Annotated in this window: 14 protein-coding genes; 5 read left to right on the top strand and 9 right to left on the bottom strand. The window is 64.2% G+C overall.

Annotated features, from left to right (window positions below):
- The coding region (locus VF497_RS11560) for a GntR family transcriptional regulator (RefSeq protein ID WP_330888827.1) at window positions 1-904 on the bottom strand (904 nt) is incomplete at its 3' end.
- A 208-nt stretch (window positions 905-1112) separates the two neighbouring features.
- On the opposite strand from VF497_RS11560, the gene VF497_RS11555 reads away from it, so the two are divergent.
- The 4 genes from VF497_RS11555 (at window position 1113) to gabT (ending at window position 6055) form a co-directional block, all read left to right on the top strand.
- On the top strand, window positions 1113-2795 hold the full coding sequence (locus VF497_RS11555; protein ID WP_330888826.1) for an ABC transporter substrate-binding protein: 1683 nt from the start codon (window positions 1113-1115) through the stop codon (window positions 2793-2795).
- Window positions 2792-3862 (top strand): alpha/beta hydrolase family protein, encoded by a 1071-nt coding sequence (locus VF497_RS11550; RefSeq protein ID WP_330888823.1) that lies wholly within the window; start codon window positions 2792-2794, stop codon window positions 3860-3862. Before VF497_RS11555 ends, VF497_RS11550 begins: the two co-directional genes overlap by 4 nt.
- 88 nt (window positions 3863-3950) lie before the next feature.
- Window positions 3951-4742 carry a hypothetical protein gene (locus VF497_RS11545; RefSeq protein ID WP_330888821.1) on the top strand — a complete coding sequence of 264 codons (792 nt, stop codon included), beginning with the start codon at window positions 3951-3953 and terminating at the stop codon, window positions 4740-4742.
- Window positions 4743-4759: 17 nt separating this feature from the next.
- The gene (gabT, locus tag VF497_RS11540; protein WP_330888819.1) at window positions 4760-6055 is read left to right on the top strand and encodes a 4-aminobutyrate--2-oxoglutarate transaminase; all 1296 of its coding nucleotides are present in this window, start codon (window positions 4760-4762) and stop codon (window positions 6053-6055) included.
- Between the two features lie 51 nt (window positions 6056-6106).
- Here gabT and VF497_RS11535 read toward each other — a convergent pair whose 3' ends face one another.
- The 7 genes from VF497_RS11535 to VF497_RS11505 form a co-directional block, all read right to left on the bottom strand.
- Window positions 6107-7705, bottom strand: coding sequence for a hypothetical protein (locus tag VF497_RS11535; protein WP_330888817.1), 1599 nt, complete (start codon window positions 7703-7705; stop codon window positions 6107-6109).
- Window positions 7706-7911: 206 nt separating this feature from the next.
- A complete protein-coding gene (locus tag VF497_RS11530) occupies window positions 7912-8997 on the bottom strand; it encodes a pyridoxal phosphate-dependent aminotransferase (protein WP_330888815.1) in 1086 nt (361 codons plus the stop codon).
- A 194-nt stretch (window positions 8998-9191) separates the two neighbouring features.
- On the bottom strand, window positions 9192-10640 hold the full coding sequence (locus tag VF497_RS11525) for an NAD-dependent succinate-semialdehyde dehydrogenase (RefSeq protein ID WP_330888813.1): 1449 nt from the start codon (window positions 10638-10640) through the stop codon (window positions 9192-9194).
- Complete coding sequence (locus VF497_RS11520) at window positions 10637-12490, bottom strand: ABC transporter ATP-binding protein (RefSeq protein WP_330888811.1); 1854 nt, start codon at window positions 12488-12490, stop codon at window positions 10637-10639. The genes VF497_RS11525 and VF497_RS11520 overlap by 4 nt, the downstream gene beginning before the upstream one ends.
- A 6-nt stretch (window positions 12491-12496) precedes the next feature.
- Window positions 12497-13324 (bottom strand): ABC transporter permease, encoded by an 828-nt coding sequence (locus VF497_RS11515; protein WP_330888809.1) that lies wholly within the window; start codon window positions 13322-13324, stop codon window positions 12497-12499.
- Window positions 13321-14265 carry an ABC transporter permease gene (locus VF497_RS11510; RefSeq protein WP_330888807.1) on the bottom strand — a complete coding sequence of 315 codons (945 nt, stop codon included), beginning with the start codon at window positions 14263-14265 and terminating at the stop codon, window positions 13321-13323. The genes VF497_RS11515 and VF497_RS11510 overlap by 4 nt, the downstream gene beginning before the upstream one ends.
- Window positions 14266-14277: 12 nt before the next feature.
- On the bottom strand, window positions 14278-15384 hold the full coding sequence (locus tag VF497_RS11505) for a C45 family peptidase (protein WP_330888805.1): 1107 nt from the start codon (window positions 15382-15384) through the stop codon (window positions 14278-14280).
- A gap of 254 nt (window positions 15385-15638) precedes the next feature.
- On the opposite strand from VF497_RS11505, the gene VF497_RS11500 reads away from it, so the two are divergent.
- Window positions 15639-17792, top strand: a complete 2154-nt coding sequence (locus tag VF497_RS11500) for a TonB-dependent siderophore receptor (protein WP_330888803.1) — start codon at window positions 15639-15641, stop codon at window positions 17790-17792.
- 94 nt (window positions 17793-17886) lie between these two features.
- Here VF497_RS11500 and VF497_RS11495 read toward each other — a convergent pair.
- A partial coding sequence (locus tag VF497_RS11495; RefSeq protein ID WP_330888800.1) for an ATP-binding protein occupies window positions 17887-18452 on the bottom strand: 566 nt, incomplete at its 5' end.

The raw sequence follows: 18452 nt of genomic DNA, 5'->3' as shown, positions 1-18452 counted from the left end.
GCGTCTGGCGGCGGCCGATCGAGAGTGCGCTGGCGATCTTGAGATGGTGCAGCATCAGCGCTTCGGCGAAGACGTTGTCCCCCGCCTCGATCGCCGCAATGATCTGCAGCAGACGCTTGCACGACTCGATCACGTTGCGGTTCGGACCGGAATAACTCGAGAATTCCTCGAAGCGGCGCAACTGATTCTGCTGCTGCATCGCTTGCACGATGAAGCGGTTGCCCGAGAAGCGCATCAGCATCTCGTGGAACGCCGCATTCATCTCGAAGAAGGCCGAGGAGGTCTGCGCGCGTGGGCTGCGCGCGAGGAAATCCTCGTAGCGGCGCCGCGCCGCGGCGAGCTCCTCGGGCACGACCTTGAACGTCGGCTCGCGCAGCGCGGCGCATTCGATGACCATGCGGAAGCGATAGGCCTCGTACAGCGCCTCTTCGGAATCGAGCGCCGGCAGGAACTGCCAGCCATGGCCGCGCCGGCGCCGGATAAGGCCCTCGCGCGTCAATCGCAGCAGCGCGTGCATCAGCACGCTCTTCGGCGCGGCGTAGCGCGCCATCAGCTCGGTCTCGGACAATGCTTTCGCCAGCTTGCCGCCAGCGCGATCGGCGATGATCGAGTGATAAAGATCATCAGCGGTCGGATTCGGATTCTCCAGCGCAGCCATGCGCATGCGCGGCACGCGCTTGGACACGAACACGCCCGCGTTCGCGCGCGCTTCGAGATAGCCGCGGTCCTGCAGCATCTTGAGCGCGGCACGCACCGGCGAGCGCGACACGCCGTAGCGCTTGGCCAGCTCCGCCTCGGTCAAGTGATCGCCGGGACCGACACTGCCACTGCGGATCGTCTCCATGATCTGGTTGGCGATCTCGATCTGCAGCGAACTGGGTTGAGGCGCTTGCTCCTTCCGCATCCGGCGGCATCCTTCGGCTGGTAGTGAACTGGCTGCGCGTGAGTATAGCTCGCAGCCTGCTAGGCACATGCGGCGGCGGCTGGCCGGCTGGAAACCAACAAGAACCGGCGTATCGGTCATCGTATTGCATTTTATGAGCAATTAATACAATATCGGATGCACCCCTTGTCCAGCAGCCAGCCGTAGAATTCCCTCCAGCGAATCCGCCATGCGTTCTTGCCTGCACTTCCTGCTTTCCCTTCCTTTGCTCTGCGCTTTGCAAGCGCGCGCGCAGGATGTGAAGCCCGAGGGCACGATCGTCGTCGCGATGAACGCGGACATCCGCACCACGAATCCTGGCGTCAATCGCGACAGCAACACCGACTCGGTGATGATGCACATCATCGAAGGACTGGTTGCCTATCGCGAGGACGGCGCGCCGGCGCCGCTGCTCGCACAAAGCATCGATGTTTCCGCGGACGGCAAGACCTACACGTTTCACCTGCGCGACGGGGTCAAGTTCCACAACGGCGCCGCACTGACCGCGGACGACGTGATCTGGAGCTGGCGCCGCTATCTCGACCCGAAGACATTATGGACCTGCCTCGCCGACTTCGACGGCAGCCGCGGACTCAAGATCGAATCGATCGAAGCCGCCGACCCGCGCACGGTCGTGTTCACCCTCAACCGCGCGGCGCCGTTGCTGCTCACGCAAATGGCCGCACTGCATTGCGGCGCGAGTGGCATCATCCACCGTGACTCGGTGAGCGCCGACGGCTCGTGGAAGGCGCCGATCGGCACGGGTCCATACAGGCTCGACACGTGGAAGCGCGGCGAATACATCGAGCTTGCCGCATTTGCCGACTATGCCTCGCGCGGAGGCACGCCCGACGGCTATGCCGGCGGCAAGATCGCCTACGCGCAAAAGGTCCGCTGGCTGTTCATCCGCGACGACGCGGCGCGGCGCGTGGCGCTGATGAAAGGTCAGATCGACGTGCTGCCGAACGTGCAGGTGGCGGAATTCGCACAGATCAGAAAGCTGCCGAACATCGCGCTCGAGAGCGCGCCGCTGCTCGGGGTCAACGCCCTGCTGATGCAGACGCGCGATCCGCTGCTGGCCGACGTGAAGTTCCGACATGCGCTCGCGGCTGCGATCGATACAAACGCGATCGCGGAAATCGCCTCGGGCGGCACGGGCGTCGCGAGCGCGTCGTTCGTCCCGGTGCCCAGCCCCTACTATTCCGCCGAACAGAAAAAGGGCTACGCATTCAATCTCGCCCGGGCAAAGCAGTTGCTGGCGGAATCGAGCTACCGCGGCCAGAAGATCAAGCTCATCACCAACCGCCGCTATCCGGACATGTACGACCAGTCGATCATGATCCAGTCGATGGCGCGTGAAGCCGGCATTCGCCTCGAGCTCGAAGTCACCGAGTGGGCGACCCAGCTCGAACGCTACCAGAGCGGCAACTATCAGCTCATGTCCTTCGCCTATTCGTCGCGTTCAGACCCTTACCTCAGCTACGACGCGATGCTCGGCGACAAGAACAAGAGCAGGCGCAAGGTCTGGGACGATCCGCAGGCAATCGCCCTGCTCGAAGCCACGGGCGCGACGGCCGACCACGCCGAACGCCAGGCCCTGTTCGACAAACTGCACGCGCTGATGCTCGAGGATACGCCGCTCATCGTGCTGTATTGCACGGCCGACGTCGTCGCGATCAAGCGCGATCTCGAAGGCTACCGGCCCTGGGGCCTCGGCCACGAACGGCTGTGGAACGTGCGTCGCATCGATGCGCCGGCCGCGAACACAGCGGCCGGCATGCAACACGCATTTTCAGGTTCCCGACAGGATTCGGTGGCAGGCTCGCCGCCGGATTTCTCCGCACGAATCATTTCGGAGAGGCAATCAAGATGAAAGCACGCGAATTCGCATCCTGGTGTGGCGCACTCGTCGTCTGCGCGCTGCTGGCCGGCGGCCAAGTCATGGCGAAAGACAAGGAAGACGGCAACGCGCCGAAGAAGGAGGCCGTGCAGAAGAAGGCCGGCAAGGAAGGCGATCTCGACAAGTACATCAACCTCGATTCCGACGACATGAACACGAAGGTTGAGGTCATCACGCAGACGCTGTACGAGCAGGAACAGCGCATCATCACGCTGACCTTTCAGCAGGAGTACGGCGATCGCGTGCGCATCAAGCGTATCGCATTCGCGAGTGCGGATCGCACGCTCATTCCCGGCTACGTGTTCACGCCGCTCAAGCTCGAAGCCGGCAGGAAATATCCAGGCATCGTCATGGTCCATGGCGGCTTCCACGAGCGCTTCGACTGGCGCTGGTTCCAGCTCATCGACGGGGCCGTGTCGAAAGGCTATGTCGTGATCTTCCCCGAGTACCGCGGCAGCCGCGGCTACGGCGCGAACCACTACGTGAACGAATACGGCATCACCGATACCGAGGACGTGCTCGCCTCGGCGCAATATTTTTCCGGTCTCGACTATGTGGACGGCACGCGCCTCGCCATCCTCGGCCAGAGCCGCGGCGGCATGGCCACCCTGCTCGCGATCGAGAAGGAGCCGACGCGGTTCAAGGCCGCGATCGATATCGTCGGCCTCGCCGACTTCGTCGCCTACATGGCCTACAAGCCCGACTATCGCCGCAACGAAGTCGCCAAGGAAAGCGCCTATTTCAAGGGCAAGCTGCCGAACGAGAATCTTGCTGCCTACATGGACGTCTCGCCGATCAATCACGTCGACAAGATCCAGACGCCGCTGCTCATCATCGCGACCAAGGGCGACAAGATCGCGCCGTACGACCTGCATACGGGCCGCCTGCTCGACGTGCTCAAGTCCAAGGGCAAGGTGTTCGAATCGAAAATCTACGACGATGCTCCAGGCGGGCACATCTTCATGGACGGCGACACACCGGAGCAACGCGACGCGACGCAGCGCTGCTTCGACTTTCTCGGGAAGTATAAGAAGCCCTAAAGAAAGGTTATTTCCATCCGCAAGCAGCGCTTGCGGATGGAGATTCGATTTATCTCTGCACTCATCTTTCTCATCTCAGAGAGAACTCATGAACTCCACGCTCGCAAAAGCATACCTGTTCGCCGCAACCACCCTGCTCCTGCTTTTCGCCCACGCCCCCGCCCGCGCCGCCGATGCCGATCCGCGTCTGAACGGTCCGCGAACCCTGCTCGTCGCCTACCACACCGCGCCGGCGAACCGCGAGAAGCTGCGCAGCTACATGCTCGGCACCGGCCTCAAGGACTTCGCCCAGTGGAAGCGTGAAGGCGCGATCGCCGACTACCACGTCTACTTCAATCGCTACATCGACTCCGACAACTGGGACATGTTCGCGATCGTCACGCTCGCGGCCGAAAACGGCACGGCACGCTGGGCGAAGATCGAGGCCGGTCATCCTTCAGGGCTCGACCAGAACGCACTTGAACTGACCACCGCGATCCACACCACGGTGGCCGACCTGATGCGCACCAGGTCGAAGCCGGCGAAGAGCGGCAAGCCACCTGTCTATCTGATGGTCCCTTACGACTATCTCGTCTCGGTGAACGACTACATCAAATACGTCGATGCCTACGTGCTCGCGCAGACCGACGGCTGGATGCAGGAGGGCGTGTTGTCCGGCTACGGCTTCTACCTCTCGCGCTATCCGGCGGGGCGGCCATGGAGTGCGCTGTTCGCATTCGAATACGCGGACGAGGACGGCCTTGGCGCGCGCGACGTGACCGTGGCCAAGGTGCGTGAGCAGTTGAAGAACAACCCCGAATGGAAAGCCATCGCCGACAACAAGCACAACGTGCGCAAGGAAATGCAGCCCGTCGTCGCCGATGAATTGATTGCGCGCTGACGGAGACGAAACACATCATGACCCAAAGCAATCACGACTGGATGCAACGCCGTCGCGCCGCCGTCGCCAACGGCGTCAAGCAGACCCACGAGATCTTCGCCGCGCGTGCCGAGAACGCCGAACTGTGGGACATCGAAGGCCGCCGCTATATCGATTTCGCCGGTGGCATCGCGGTGCTCAACACCGGCCATTGTCATCCGCAGATCGTCGCCGCGGTGCAGGAGCAACTCGCGCGCTTCAGCCACACCTGCTTCCAGATCGTCGCCCACGACAATTACGTCGAAGTCGCCGAGAAGCTCAACGCGCTCGCACCCGGAAACTTCGCCAAGAAATCCGTACTGCTGACCACCGGCGCGGAAGCGGTCGAGAACGCGGTCAAGATCGCGCGCGCCGCGACCAGGCGTTCGGCCGTGATCACGTTCACCGGCGGCTACCACGGCCGCACGCTGATGACCCTGGCGATGACCGGCAAGGTCAATCCGTTCAAGCTAGGCTTCGGTCCGTTCCCCGGCGAAGTGTTCCACGCACGCTTTCCGAACGCGCTGCACGGCGTATCGATCGACGATGCGAAGGCGTCGCTCGAAACGATCTTCATGAACGACGTCGAGCCCTCGCGCGTCGCCGCGATCGTGATCGAACCCGTGCAGGGCGAAGGCGGCTTCTACGTCGCGCCGTTCGAGTTCCTGCACTGGCTGCGCGCGCTGTGCGACAGGCACGGCATCCTGCTGATCGACGACGAGATCCAGACCGGAGCCGGGCGCACGGGCAAGTGGTTCGCGATCGAACATTCCGGCGTCGTGCCCGACCTGATCACGACGGCGAAATCGCTCGCGGGCGGCATTCCGCTGTCCGCCGTGGTCGGTCGCGCCGAAGTGATGGACGCACCGCTGCCCGGTGGACTCGGCGGCACCTACGCGGGCAGCCCGCTCGCCTGCGCGGCGGCGCTCGCGGTGATGCGCGCGTTCGAACAGGAGAATCTGCTCGAACGCGGCCGCGTGCTCGGCGAACATCTGATGATGCGGCTGCACACGCTGCAGCACGCGGTGCCGGCGATCGCAGAAGTGCGCGGTCTCGGCGCCATGATCGCGTTCGAGCTGTTCACCGCGGACGGCAAGCCCGATGCCGATCTCGCCGCGAAACTCGTCAAGTACGCGCTGCAGAACGGCCTGATCCTGCTCGCCTGCGGCATCTACGGCAATGCGATCCGCATCCTCGTGCCGTTGACCGCATCGACCGAACTCGTCGACGCCGGTCTCGACATCATCACTGCGGGCCTGCGCGAACTTTCGCCGGCGATCGGCAAGGCTGCGTGAATCACGGCGCGATCGGCTTCGTTGCCGATCGCCCTTTCCGTCTCGAACCGATCAAGGCTTCACCGTGGGATGCGTCGACGGCTCCCACACATCGCTCGTCGTCGCCACCAGTTCCTTCATGTTCGACCAGGTGCGGCGCCCTTCGATGGTCTTGCGACCGAGCACGACGGCCTGCGCATAAGCGATCATGCGTTCCTGCACGCGTTGCTGTTCTTCCTCCGGCCAGGTCTCGTAGGGATGCGGGCCGCGCACCACGACAAGATCCTTCAGGCCGTTCACGCGGTTGTAGGAATCGATCGTGCCCTCCAATCCACTCGCATAGCACCAGAGGCCGCGCGCGAAGAATGCGCTCGGCCACTTCGGGATGCCGGCCAGTGTCGCCGAACTCGGAAAGAAAACGATGTTGTGCTCGACCTCGATGCCGCCGATGAACAGGCCGCGATCGCGCCCGGGGCCGCGGCCGTCGTCGACCGTGGTTGTCTGCGCGGGAACATGGCCCGCGCCGGCGGAGAATTCGGCCACGAGAATCGCACCCTTGATTCTTCTGTCTCCGACCGGCGGCTTGCACTCGATCGTCGGCAGGTCGTAGCTGCAGTTCTTGTCGAAGTTCATTGTCATCGCCCACGAACTCGCCATCGTGCCGCGCGAATTGCCGAGCAGCAGCACGGGCAAGCCGGCATCCGGCGTGCCTCCGCGGATCGCGGTCGCCGCATTGCGACCCTGGCTGATGGTGCCGTTCGGCGCCAGTGCGCGCAGGCCTTTGCCCGTGCGCAGGCTTGCGACGATATTCAGCAAATCGCGGCCCTGCTGCAGCGTGTTGGTGTCGCTGTAGCCCCCGGAAATGCCGATGCCGCGCCGATCGAACGCGAGCACGTCGAAGCCCGCGCGGTGCAGGCTGCTCTGCACGCGGCGCCACGCGGACTGCCCTTTCGCACCCGTGGTCTTGTTCGGGAAACTGTTAAGGACGCTTTCGCCCGTCTTCGGATCGATCGAATACAAGCTGTCGGACGGATCGTCGATCGTCGTGACGCGGTCGCCGCCGCCACCACTCATCACGATCAGTGCGCGCACCTTGCCGCCCTTGCCATCGTCGACGCCGCCGCCGCGGATGTACCAGCCGCGCAGCTTGATATCGGCAGTCAGGTTCTTGTGCAGACGCTCGTACGGCTCCGCCGGTGCGCTGAATTCGACGATCCAGGTCTGCGCATCGGCACTGGCGATCGGTTCGTTGTAGGGCGCAGCGGCGAAAAACGCCGGGCGGCGAATCGATTTCAGATCGGTATCGCCGCCCTTCTCCTCGACCTTGCCGAGCAGGAAGCGATGCTGTGCATCGTTGTCGTTGTATTCGCGATTTGGCGGATGGCGCGCCATGACCTGCTTGTAGACGCGGTCGTAGCAGGCCTTGTCGGCTTTGCACCGCTGCCAGCGTTCGCGCAGCTTGGCATCGCTGAATTCGTCGACGTAGAAATCGCCGCGGTAACCCGCCGGCGCGTGCGCCGCCGTGCTCGTGAATGGGATGCAGGTGCGCAGGCCGGCCGAGGTCGGCAGCAGATAACCGGGCAGGACCAGATCGCGATCATAGCCCACGCGTGCTTCACATTCGAACGGCGGCACCTGCGGATTCGCCTGCGCGGATGTTTCCGCCTTCATTGCTTTCACAGGTTTCTCTGCAGCTTCTGCCGAAGAAGGCTGCGACAGCAGGATTCCCAACAAACCAAACACGACGTGCGCAGAGCGATGTTTCATCATGACATTCCGGGTTGATCCAGGAAAAAAGCAAACCGCTTTCGAGAGAAACTCAAATTGAGTTCGGCATCAGGAAAATTCCGCAGGCACATGCAATGTCATTGGCGACCTCAACCGCGCAATGCGCGGGATATCCCTTCGAGGCCCGCTTCCAGCTCCGATGCCGTCGGCCAGCCATAGCCCAGCCGGAAGTACGTGTCGGGCATTTCGAACCAGTGGCCTGGGCCGACATACGTGCCGTGGACATCGAGCAGGCGGCGATAGAACGCCTCCGTTCCGCCTGCTGGCGCAGCGCGCATGCGCGGGAAGCAGACCACGCCGCCCGCCGGCGGCACCCATTCGAGCAGTTCCTCCTGTGCGATCCAGTCCGCCACGAGTTGGCGCCGGCGGCGCATTTCGGCGAGCACCGGGGCGAGAATCGCCGCACGGTTTTCCATGATCTGTTCGCCGATCCATTCGTCGATGACGCTGCCGCAGATACTGATCTGCTCCTTGGCCGCGAGGAACATCTCCTGCAGCTTCGCGTTCCTCGTCACGATCCAGCCAAGACGAATACCGGGCACGCCATAGGCCTTCGACAGCGAGGCAACGCTGATCACGTTGTCGCCGAGCGAGGCCGCCAGCGGCAGCGCGCCGTCGTAGGACAGGTCACGATAGGTTTCGTCGACGAGGAGGACGCAGTCGTTGCGGCGCGCAAGCTCGGCCAGGCGGCGCAACTCCGCCTCGCGGTACATGACACCGGTCGGATTGTGCGGGCAGGTCACGCTCAGCATCCGGGTGTTCGGCGTGAAGCTTGCCGCGACGCGCTCGAAGTCGATGCGGAAGCCCTCGTCGAAACCCAATTCGACGTGCGTCGTCGCGCAGCCGATCGCGCGCGGCGTCTCGATGTTCGTTGCGTAGTTGGGACGGACGACGATGAGATGATCCTGCGCGCCGAGCAGCGACGTCGAAATGATGAACAGCGCGCCTGCCGCTCCGGTGGTGATCAGCACATCGTCGCGTCCGATTCCCGTGCCCTCCGCCGCGATCAGCGAGCGCAACCTTTCGCGACCGCGGTGCTCGCCGTAAAGCAAGGTCAGGTCGGAAATCGTCAGTCCGAGATCGGACAGCCTGCGATCGGAGACGGAACTCTCCGACAGGTTGCAGCGGATACGCGCGTAGCCGTATTCCTCGGGCGATTCGACTTCGATGGGCATTCGGACATAGCGCACGCAAACATCTCCTCGGCATCAATCGCCCGCGCTGCCGCGCATCCACGCCGGCAACACTTTGGCATCCCGGGATGCGATCAGCTGCATCCATTCAATTGCATTCCCAACAACGCAAACACGTTTTCGTTGAACGCAGCGGGAGATTGGACGCACACGACGACCGCTCCTGCCGGCGAAACTCAGAACGCCAGGCTCACCGACTTCGTCACGAGAAAGGCGTCGAGCCCCTCGATCGCACCCTCCGAACCGTAGCCCGAGGCTTTGACGCCGCCGAACGGCGTTTCCGGATACGAGATCTTGCAGGTGTTGACACCGATCATCCCGGCTTCGAGTCCTTCGGACACCGCGTGCGCATTGCGCAGCGAACGCGTGAACGCATATGCCGCGAGGCCGTAGGGCACGCGGTTGGCGCGCACCACCGCCTCGTCCAACGTCTTGAACGGGGTTACGCCGATGATCGGGCCGAACGGTTCGTCGCGCATCAGCTTGGCCTCGTCGTCGAGATCGGCGACGACGGTCGGCGCGAGGAAGGCGCCCTGTTCATCGCCCTTCTGCGCGCCGGCGAGAATGCGCGCGCCGCGCGCCCTGGCATCACCAAGGAACGCTTCCACGTCGCCGATGCGGCGCTGGCGCACGAGCGGCCCCATCGTGGTGCCGGCAGCGAGACCGTCGCCGAGCTTCAATGCGAATGCCGTTTGCGCAAATGCATCGATGAAGGATTTGTATACGCCTTCCTGCACGAAGAAGCGCGTTGGCGAGATGCAGGTCTGACCAGCATTGCGGAACTTCGATGCGACCAGCAGCGGAATTGCCGCATCGAGGTCCGCGTCATCGAACACGAGCACGGGCGCCTGGCCGCCGAGTTCCAGCGTGAGCTTCTTCGTGTCCTTGGCGGCAAGTTCCGCGAGCAGGCGGCCGACGCGCGTCGAGCCGGTCAACGAGATCTTGCGCACCACCTCGCTCGCGATCAGATGTGCCGAGATCGCCGGCGCATCGCCGTAAACGACGTTGACGACACCGGGCGGCATGCCCGCATCGATCAACGCCTGCGCGAGCAACAGGCAGGTCAGTGGCGTTTCCTCGGCCGGTTTGACGATGAGCGGGCAGCCTGCGGCCAGCGAGGCGGCGATCTTGTAGCCCGGATTGCGCGCCGGGAAATTCCACGCGGCGAATGCGGCGCTGACGCCGACCGGTTCGCGCAGCACCTGTTGCTGCAGATTCGGTGCACGCGCCGGGATGATGCGACCGTAGGCGCGCACGCCTTCCTCGGCAAACCAGTCGTACATGTCGGCGGTGATCTGCACTTCGCTGCGCGCCTCGGCGAGCGGCTTGCCCTCCTCCTGAGTAAGCACGCTTGCGATCGTCTCGATGCGTTCGCGCATCAATGCCGAGGCGCGGCGCAGCATCTGGCCGCGATTGAACGCGGGTGTTGCGCGCCAGAGTGGGAACGCTTTCCGCGCCGACTCGAGTGCGTCATCGAGATCGGCTTTCGACGCGCCGGTGCAGCGCGCGAGTACGGCGCCGTTCGCCGGATTGACCAGTTCGGTGATCGCATCGCCCGTACCGGCGCGCCAGACGTTGTCGATCAGCTGTTTCGGTTGCTTGCAGAGTTCGGGGAGTTCGTTCACGGCGATTTCTCAATTCGTTCCGCCACGCTCGCTGCGCAGGCGACATGATGATTTGGACCAACGGCAAGCATCTCGGGTTCACCCGCGCTCGGCGGCTGCGTCGTTATGCTGCCGTGGTTGAAGTAGACATGCCCGGCCGGCGGCGGTTGCGCGCGGCTCTCGTGTTGCTCAAGGCGATAACCCGCCCCGCCTTCGATGCGGCGGATGCGCGGTGTCGCTTGCAGCAAACGCAATGTGTACGGATGGCGGGCGTCGGCGAAGATCGCATCGCGCGGCCCGATTTCGAGGATGCGCCCGCGATAGATCACGGCAACGCGATCGGCGATCTGTTCGACCACGCCGAGGTCGTGGGTGATGAACAGGTAGGCAAAACCGAATTTCTTCTGCAGGTTTTCAAGCAGCGCGAGCACCTGCTTTTGCACGGTCACATCGAGCGCCGACACGGCCTCGTCGGCGACAAGGAAGCGCGGTCCGGCGACGATCGCGCGCGCGATGCAGACGCGCTGGCGCTGGCCGCCGGACAGCTCGTGCGGAAAGCGCTCGGCGAAATCGTCCGGCAGACCGACCTCGGCAAGCATCGCGATCGCGCGCGCGCGGCGCTCCTGCTTCGACAAACCCGACACGCGACGCAAGCCTTCGGTGACGATGTCAATGAGACGCATGCGCGGATCGAGCGAAGAATACGGATCCTGAAACACCATTTGCGACTTGAGCCGATACGCATCGAGATCGCGCTTGGTGCAGGCGGTGATGTCGCGGCCTTCGAAACGGATGCTGCCGCCGCTTTCACGCACGAGGCGCACGAGCGCGCGCCCGATCGTGGTCTTGCCCGAACCCGATTCGCCGACGACGGCGAGCGTTTCGCCCGCATGCAGGTCGAGGTTCGCGCCGCGCACCGCGCGGAACATCTCACGTTTGCGCCAGAACGCGAGCGACGACGACGGCTTGCCGAAGTCGATGTCGAGATCGCGGATCTCGACCAGCGGCGCGCCCGACGGCACAACGGGTTCGCGCTCGCCGCGCGCGGGCAGCGAGGCGAGCAGCTTGCGCGTGTACTCGTGCTGCGGATCGGCGATCACGCGCTGCGTTTCGCCCGCCTCCATCGTCTCGCCGCGACAGAGCACGACGACCTGCTGCGCATAGCGCGCCACCATGCCGAGATCGTGGCTGACCAGCAGCACGGCCGTGCCCATCTCGCGCGTGAGTTCGGCCATGATGTCCATGACTTCTTTCTGCACGATCGCATCGAGCGCGGTCGTCGGCTCGTCGGCGATCAGCAGGCGTGGCTGCATCGCCAAGGTCGAGGCGAGCATGATGCGCTGGCGCATGCCGCCGGAAAACTGGTGCGGGTAGGCATCCAGGCAGGCAACGGGATCGGCTATACGCACGCGTTCGAGCAGGTCGAGGCAATGCTTGCGTGCCGCGTCATAACGCAGGCCGCGATGCAGGCGCAGCGCTTCGGTCATCTGCACGCCGATGCGCAAGGCCGGATTGAGCGAGACCATCGGTTCCTGGAAGACCATGCCAATCGCGCCGCCGCGCAATGCGCGCAGGCGCGCGGCGTCGAGATGCGCGAGGTCCTCGCCGGCGTAGCGGATCGCCCCGCCCTGCACCGCGACGCCCGGCGGCAGCAGGCGCAGGATCGCGCGTGCGATCATCGTCTTGCCGCTGCCCGATTCGCCGACGAGCGCGAGCATCTCGCCGGGTGCAATCGAGAAATTCGCGTCCACGACGATGCGCCTGGTTTCGCCGCCGACCTTGCGCAGGCCTATGTCGAGGTGCTCGATCGCGAGCACGGGGCCGTTCGTCGGACTCGACGAGACTGCGGATGAGCGCGTGACGGAGGCCATCGTCGGTCAGACCAGGTTTTTCATGTGCGGATCGAACTCGTCGCGCAGCGCGTCGCCGAACAGGTTGACGCCGAGCAGCGACAGCGAGATCGCGAGGCCCGGCGCGATCGCGAGCCACGGCGCGTCGCTCACGTAATTGCGGCTGTCGGCCAGCATGCCGCCCCAGCTCGATTCCGGCGGCGGCACGCCGAGGCCGAGGAACGACAGCGCGCTCTCGGCCAGCAGCGCCCAGCCGAACAACGCGGTCGCGAGCACGATGATCGGCGCGACCGCATTCGGCAGCGCGTGGCGCAGCATCGTGTAAAGCTCGGCGTTGCCCATGACGCGCGACGCCTCGACGTACTCTTTTTCGCGCAGGCTGAGCACGTTCGCGCGCACGACACGCGCGACCGCGGGGATGTAGGTCAGGCTCAGCGCAATGATCACGCCCGTGCTCGACGCACCGAACACCGCGATCACGCCGAGCGCCATGATCAACGACGGGAATGCGAGCAAGGCGTCGATGAACAGCATCACGACGCGCGACGGCCAGCCGCTGAAGTAGCCCGTCAGTGCACCGACAAGCGCACCGATCGCAACCGAAACGAGCACCGTGGAAAAACTGACGAACACGCTGATGCTGGCGCCGTTGAGCAGGCGACTGAACACGTCGCGCCCCCACTCGTCGGTACCGAGCCAGTGCTGGCCCGAAGGCGCAACGAGGCGCAAGTGCAAGTTGTTGATGATCGGATCGTAGGGGGTGTACATCACGCCGAACACGGCCGCGATCAGCATGACGGCGATCAGCGCGGCGCCGATCTTCGCGTTTGGACGACGAAACAGCCGGCTCCTCACGACAGCCTCACGCGCGGATCGAACAACGGATACGACAGGTCGATCAGCAGGTTCACGCCGACATAGATCGCGGTGATGAACAGCAGCGCGCCCTGCACGACCGGATAGTCGCGGGCGAAGATGCTGTCGACGAGCAGGCGGCCGATGCCGGGAATCGTGAACACGGTTTCGGTGACGACCGCACCGCCGAGCAGCGAGCCCAAGGTCAGGCCGATCACTGTCCACGTCGGCGCGAGCGTGTTCTTCAGCGCATGACGCAGCGCGATCGTCGTCTCCGACAGGCCCTTGGCGCGGGCGTGGGTAATGTACTCCAGGCGCAGCACTTCGATCGTGCTCGCGCGCGCCATGCGCACGATCACGCCGGTCTCGATCAGCGCTAGCGACATCACCGGCATGACCAGATAACTGATGCCTTCGCCGAAGTTCTCGAACGGCGAGACGTAGCCGACCACCGGGAACAGATCGAGCTTGAGGCCGAAGAACATGAGGAACAGCAAACCGAGCCAGAAGCTCGGAATCGACAGGAACACGATCGCCAGCGTCATCAAGCCCGCGTCGACCCTGGTGTTCTGCTTCCACGCGGCGAGCATGCCGAGCGGAATCGCGAGCAGCGTGGCAATCACCACGGCGGGCACGACGATCGAGGCAGTCACGGCAAAGGACCCGAGCAATATCTCGAGCACCGGTCGTTGCTGCACGATCGAGGTGCCGAGGTCGCCGTGCAGCGCGCGGCCCATCCACACCGCGAACTGCACGACCAACGGGCGGTCGAGACCAAGTTCGGTGCGCAGCCGCGCAAGCGCCTCGGGACTTTCGATATCGCCGAGCATCAGTTGCGCGGGATCGCCGGGAATCAGATGCAGCATCGCAAACACCGCGATCGCGACGATCAGCAGCGTCGGGATCGCGAGCAGAATGCGCTTGGCGGCGTAGGTCAGCACGGCAGGCCGAGCTTACAAGGTGTACTCGGCGAAAACACGATTGAGATACGGCGCGCGCGCGATCCACATCTTGCGTGCGGCCGTATCCATGATCGTCGTCGCCACGGTCGCGGAGATGCTCTCGAAGCTCACCGGCTTCGGCGAGCGCAGCACGCTGTCCGGCTTGCCGAATTCGTCGAACAACGCGGCCTTGATGTCGTCGATGCTTATGCCACCGCGCTTCGCCTGCAAGACGGCGGCGACGCGACGCTGACGGTAGATCGAGTCGGAGTTGTTGCGGATGCCGAGATCGGTCAGCTTGACGCGCGCGATCGGGCTGATCCAGTGGTTGGCGTGCACGAGCACGCCGTCTTCGGGGGTCATCCAGAACACTTCGTCGGGCGCACATTCGAGATCGACCGCTTCGCCGTCCGCATGACCGAGCATCAGATTGTTCGAGCACAGGCGCGACTTGGTGAACACCTGGCCCAGCGCGCCGGCCAGATTGGGCATCTCGAGGAGCTTGCGCCGCAGCAGCGCGAGCGGCGCTTCGCCGGGCTTCTGGTAGTCACGCTCGCACATGAGGAAGTTGCCCGTGATCGACACGCCGGCGCTGTTGAAACCGTGGCGTGCCAGCGCGCCGGCTTCGGCGAAGACGAGGATGTCCGGCGCGTGCTCGTTGCGGATGCGCAGCACGACGCCGGTATCGATGCACTCCTCGCGCCAGTCCCAGTTGTGCGCGTGGATCAGGCGGCCTTCGCGCGCTGCCTCGGGCAGGACGATGATGCCCGTGCAGCCGTCGTCGGGCTCGCGCTTCGTCTCGGCCTTGCCCAGCGTCTCGTAGCCGAACATCATCTCGGTGCGACAGTTGATGATGACGATGTCTTCGAGCGCGACGCCCGCGCCCTCGGCGATGCCGCGCATCTCCTCGAGGTAGGTCGGGTCGTAGGCCTCGATCGTCGGCATGAAACCGCGCGCGAGGCGGAACTGCTCGGCCTGTTCGACGCCGCGGCGCTGCATCTGGCCGCGATAAAGGGCGACGCTGCGCGCGATGCGCTCAGGCACGGCTGCACCGTAGGCGCGGCCGCGCGCGTGCGGCGTGCCGGCAAGGTCGATCAGCGGAAACGATTCAGCATTCATGCGAGTCCTTGGAGTGTTCAGCTTTGTATTGACAACACGACCAGTACAATATTTTTTCGACCTTACGATGAAATGTACCCCATACATCGAATGCCGGGTTGAAAATAATTGTTTTTTTTCACTTCAAAATACAATAGTATCCGATCCAGAGCATGACGTACAGATGACAGGAGGCCCACGCCACCGGGCAGTGGGCCGGCGAAATCTTGGCGAGGGGACTGCCTACCTTCATTTCCATGATCGGGGAACTACAGATGAAATCGACCAGCTTCAGACTGACCGCACTGCCGTTCTGCATCGCCCTCGCCCTGGCCTGCGCGCAGGTGCGCGCGGACGAAGCGCCGGCAGACCCGCAGGTACAAGCCGGCGAGGCGGACAAATCCGCCGCGACGACCGAACACAAGCTCGAGACGATCAGCGTCACCGCCGATGTCGGCAAGGGCTTCACGACGAAGACCTCGCAGGTCGGCGCATTCCGCGACCAGCTCATGCTCGACGTGCCGCTCTCGATCAACGTGATACCGCGCGCCGTGATGGACGCGCAGGCCGTGAGCAACATGTACGACGTGCTGCGCAATACCGCGGGCGTCACCCAATCGCAGGTCAATGACGTCGTCACCCAGAACCTCGCGATCCGCGGCATCGCGATCGACAACCGCACCAGCTATCGCCTCAACGGTGCGCTGCCGGTCAACAACCTGATCGAGATGCCGATGGAGGACAAGGAGCGCGTCGAGGCGCTCAAGGGTTCTTCCGCGCTCTACTACGGCTTCACCAGCCCCGCCGGCATCATCAACATGGTGACCAAGCGCGCGCGCGACAAACCGACCGCGGAATTCGATCTGGTCACCGACGACAACGGCCTGCTCGTCGGCCACGCCGATCTCGGTCGCCGCTTCGGCCCGGAAAACCAGTTCGGTTTGCGCGTCAACGTGGCCAGCGGCCAGTTGCGCACCGCCACCGACGGCCAGGAAGGCAGCCGCAAACTCGGTGCCGTAGCCTTCGACTGGCACGCCACCGACCGGCTGAGCATCAAGCTCGACTACGAGGCTTTTTCCAAGAACATCGTCGAAAACGCCGCGGTCGCCCTGCTCACCGCAGTCAACAACCAGATCGCACTGCCGCGCATTCCCGATCAGAGCAGGCTGATCTCGGGGCCGTGGGCGAAGAACAAGGCGAACTCGGAGAACGTCCTGTTCCATGCCGACTACATGCTCTCGGACACCTGGGCGGCGACGGTCGAATGGGGCCGCGCCGAGACTGACCGCAAGGCGCGCACGTTTACCGCGATGACGAAGTACGACGTGATCACCGGCAAGGGCACGCTGACCGAATCGTTGTCGCGCGGCGTCAAATACGTCAACAACAACTTTCGCGCCGAACTTGCCGGGCGCTTCCAGCTAGGTTTCCTCGACAACGAGCTTTCGTTCGGCGGCATGCAGAACCTGCGCGACCAGAACAACCCGAGCACCCAGGCTTACAGCATTGCGCAGAATCTCTACGCGCCTGTCGTGCTGCCGACGCCCTACTACACGGTCAAACCCACTTACAAACCGCAGGCGATCACGGACAAGGGCGTTTACGTGTTCGACCGCATCCGCCTCGGCGAAGACTGGCAGGTGCTTGCCGGCGCGCGCCGCACCGACTACACCAATGCGACCCTCGGTTCGCCGACTTACAACGTGGAAAAGACCTCGCCCTCGGTCGGCGTGATCTACAAGTTCCGCGAGGACACGAGCATCTACGCGAACTACATCGAAGGCCTCGAGGAAACCGGATCGGCGCCGGTCACCGCGGTCAACGCCTTGATGACCTTGCCGCCGGCCGTGAGCAAGCAGAAGGAACTCGGCGTACGCAGCGAAGCCTGGTCCGGCATGACCGTGTCGGCGTCGCTGTTCGAAATCGAACGTGGCTCCGCCTACGTCAACACGGCCAACGTCTTCGTCGCGGACGGGCGCACGCATTATCAGGGCATGGATTTCTCGCTCAACGGCGAATTGACGCCGGAATGGTCAATCTACGCATCCGCGCTGTTCCTCGATGCCGAATTGCGCAAGGCCGCGAACACCGCGCTGATCGGCAAGACGCCGGAGAACACGCCGAAGACGACGGGTAGCCTGTTCGCCGACTATCACCCCGAAGCCCTGCCCGGCTGGAGCTTCAACGCCGGCGCCTATTACACCGCTCGCCGCGCGGTCAACAACCTCGACCAGGCATACATTCCGAGCTACATCACCTTCAATGCCGGTGTGCGCTACACGACGACGCAATGGTTCGGTGCGAAGACCACGCTGCAGCTCAACGTAGAGAACCTCGGCGACAAGGATTACTGGAGCGCTGCCGGCGCCGGTTACCTCGGCTACGGCAAGCCGCGCACGCTGAAGTTCACCGGTCGCGTCGATTTCTGAGCGGGACCTGGAAAAGCGAAGCGTTCGGCGATTCGCCCTGAGCGGATCGCTGTCCGGCCGGCCGATCCGCACCTCACGGCGGATCGGCCGTTTTTCATCGGTCGGCGAGCCGCGTCTGCGGCCAGGTCAGCGCGACGCGCAACCCGCCCAGTTCCGCGGAATGACCCAGCGCGATTTCACCCGCGGTCGCTTCGACGAGATCACGCACGATCGACAAACCCAGGCCATGATGCGCCGTGCCCGCCTCGTCGAGGCGGCCGCCGCGCATCAGTGCGGTCTCGGCGCTGATGTCGAGACCCTGTCCGTCGTCTTCGACGACGAGCGTCAGCCCGTGTTCCCGTGCACCGGCGATGCGCACGCGGCGGCGCGCGAAGCGCGCGGCGTTCTCGATCAGCGCGCCGAGGATTTCGGTGAGATCGTCCTCGGCGATCGGCGCGCGCAGGCCTTCGTCGATCTCGACTTCGAACACGATGCGCGCTCCCGTCTCGGTGCGTTCGACGACACCGACCACGCGTTCGGCGATGCGTTGCGGAGACGACTCCTGCGTGTCCGTCGCATCGCGGATCGCGGCTGCGCGCGAGCGAGCGAGTTCGGTTTCGACCGCGGCCGAGGCGGCGGCGATCGCACGATCGAGGCCGTCGGCCGCTTCAACCGCGCCGG

This window comes from Rudaea sp. (genome assembly GCF_036383415.1).
Lineage (GTDB): Bacteria > Pseudomonadota > Gammaproteobacteria > Xanthomonadales > Rhodanobacteraceae > Rudaea.
The sequence above is the reverse complement of the archived record's forward strand: the minus strand, read 5'-3'. Positions and strand labels throughout refer to the sequence as shown.

Coding starts and splice junctions, on each gene's coding strand:
- VF497_RS11530 (WP_330888815.1), bottom strand. CDS start 8,997: ATGCCCATCGAAGTCGAATCGCCCGAGGAATACGGCTACGCGCGTATC.
- VF497_RS11505 (WP_330888805.1), bottom strand. CDS start 15,384: ATGAATGCTGAATCGTTTCCGCTGATCGACCTTGCCGGCACGCCGCAC.
- VF497_RS11520 (WP_330888811.1), bottom strand. CDS start 12,490: ATGGCCTCCGTCACGCGCTCATCCGCAGTCTCGTCGAGTCCGACGAAC.
- VF497_RS11550 (WP_330888823.1), top strand. CDS start 2,792: ATGAAAGCACGCGAATTCGCATCCTGGTGTGGCGCACTCGTCGTCTGC.
- VF497_RS11500 (WP_330888803.1), top strand. CDS start 15,639: ATGAAATCGACCAGCTTCAGACTGACCGCACTGCCGTTCTGCATCGCC.
- VF497_RS11545 (WP_330888821.1), top strand. CDS start 3,951: ATGAACTCCACGCTCGCAAAAGCATACCTGTTCGCCGCAACCACCCTG.
- gabT (WP_330888819.1), top strand. CDS start 4,760: ATGACCCAAAGCAATCACGACTGGATGCAACGCCGTCGCGCCGCCGTC.
- VF497_RS11535 (WP_330888817.1), bottom strand. CDS start 7,705: ATGAAGGCGGAAACATCCGCGCAGGCGAATCCGCAGGTGCCGCCGTTC.
- VF497_RS11555 (WP_330888826.1), top strand. CDS start 1,113: ATGCGTTCTTGCCTGCACTTCCTGCTTTCCCTTCCTTTGCTCTGCGCT.